The 2,045-nt window shown below is 68.1% G+C and carries 2 protein-coding genes; both read right to left on the bottom strand.

The window, feature by feature from the left end:
• On the bottom strand, positions 1-821 hold an 821-nt coding region (gene infC / locus KD1_RS17710; RefSeq protein WP_068403501.1), incomplete at its 3' end, for a translation initiation factor IF-3.
• Between the two features lie 399 nt (positions 822-1,220).
• Positions 1,221-2,045, bottom strand: an 825-nt coding sequence (locus KD1_RS15790; protein WP_157073424.1) for an HNH endonuclease signature motif containing protein, incomplete at its 5' end; no start/stop codon positions are given.

Below are 2,045 nucleotides of genomic sequence, written 5' to 3'. Positions count from 1 at the left end.
GGGGACCGCGGAGCCGGCGCAGGTCGAGGACCAGCCGACTTCGGCTTGGCCGGAGCCGGCCGCGGCGCTGCCGGGGATCCGGGCGTGGGTGCCGTCGGGGTCGCGGCCGCAGCCGGAGCAGCTTCAGTCGCCGGAGCCTCAGCGGCCGGAGCAGCCTCGGCAACAGGCGCCGCCTCGGCGGCCGGAGCCTCGGTCGCCGATTCCTCCACCTCGGTCACTGGCGTCTCGAGAGCTTCATCCTGCTCGTGAACCTCATCAGCGTGGGTGTCGACACCCTCGTGGCGAGATCCGCGGGCCGACTTCTCGGGCTTCTGGTCGTCACGACGCTTGCGCTGCTCGGCGCGAGCCTCGGACTTCTTCTTCGTCGGGCCCAGGACCATGACCATGTTGCGCCCATCCTGCTTCGGCGAGGACTCGACGAACGCCAGTTCATTGACGTCCTCGGCCAGACGCTGAAGCAGTCGGAAGCCGAGCTCCGGACGCGACTGCTCGCGACCACGGAACATGATCGTGACCTTGACCTTGTCACCGGCGTTGAGGAACCGCTCGACGTGACCCTTCTTGGTCTCGTAGTCGTGCTGGTCGATCTTCGGTCGGAGCTTGATCTCCTTGATGACCGTGTTGACCTGGTTCTTGCGTGCCTCACGGGCCTTCATCGCGGCTTCGTACTTGTACTTGCCGAAGTCCATGAGCTTGGCCACGGGCGGCTTCGCCATCGGTGCGACCTCAACGAGGTCGAGGTCTGCCTCCGCGGCCAGACGCAGGGCGTCCTCGACCCGGACGATGCCGACCTGTTCGCCGTTGGGACCGACCAACCGCACCTCCGGGACGCGGATACGGTCGTTGATGCGTGGCTCGCTGATGTGACGCTCCTTCTGTCTGACGTTGCCGCGAAACGAGAAAGGCTCCTCGTGCCGGTGCACAAGGAGCCCAAGGAACAGAGCAGGTCGAGGGCGTGACCACGAGTACTCGCCTGGAGTCCTGCGTACGCCGTGCTCGCGTGGTGCGAGCACATCCTGCTCCGACCGAGACCCGGCAGCCTGCGCTGTCGCGGGTGGGATGAACTCCTCTTGCACGTCTGCCCACAAGGGACAGACCGGTCTGGCGGATCATGCTACTCGGGTCCCCCTTGCTAATCCAAATCCACGCTGGTAGACCCTTCCCCAGCGACTCCCCAGCCCCCGCGCGGGACAGACTACTCCCCTGGTTTCGGGGCGTGGTCATGGTCGCCTCCGGTGGAAGCGGATGGTCAGGGTGCCGTCGGGTTCTCGCACGCGTTCGTGGACGTACTCGGGGTTGTGGATGCGCCGGTGGTCCTGCCAACACAACGGCAGTGCGTTGGTCAGGTCGGTGGGTCCGCCGCGTGTCCAGGGTGTGAGGTGGTGGAGTTCCGCCCACGAGAACGGCCGGTCACACCCCTCGGCCGCACACGCGACGTACCGGGTCGCGAGAGCGCGTCTCTGTGGTTCGGTGAACAGGCGTTTCGCCCGCCCCACATCCAGTGGCTGCGATTCCCCGCCGAGCACGACGGGCACGAGGCCGGCGTTGCAGGCGGCGCGGCGGGCCTCACCCGCGCTGATCTCGTGCCCGGTCTCACACGTCGCCGGCCGCGAGGTGCGGTCGGGTGTCAGCAGGTCCTCGCCGCACTCAGGATCGTCGATGCTCTCCAGCCTGGCGGTCAGATCCTCCTCCCGCATGGTGACCAACAGCGTCGCCCCGTTCGCGCCGGCCAGTTCATCCGTCGGCAGGTGCTCAAGGACCTGCGTGAACGCCAGGCCGCGCTCCCGCGCCCAGTCCCGCGGCGACTTCGCCTCGACACCCGCGGCGACGTCCGACTCGGCGGTCTCACAGCAGCCGGCCGGCTCCGCGGACTCACCCACGCTGACCTCAGCCACCTCCGCGCCCTCACCCACCTCGGCAACCTCAACCACCTCGGCAACCTCACCCACCTCGGCAGCCTCGGTGCCCTGGCGTTCGCGGGCGTCGCGGTTCGACAGGGTGCGTGGCGAGGTCATCTGTTGGAGCAGGCCGATGAGGATCTGCCC

Source organism: Kribbia dieselivorans NBRC 106261, from assembly GCF_001552435.1.
Lineage (GTDB): Bacteria > Actinomycetota > Actinomycetes > Actinomycetales > Dermatophilaceae > Kribbia > Kribbia dieselivorans.
This window is presented reverse-complemented; position numbering and strand designations above follow the sequence as displayed.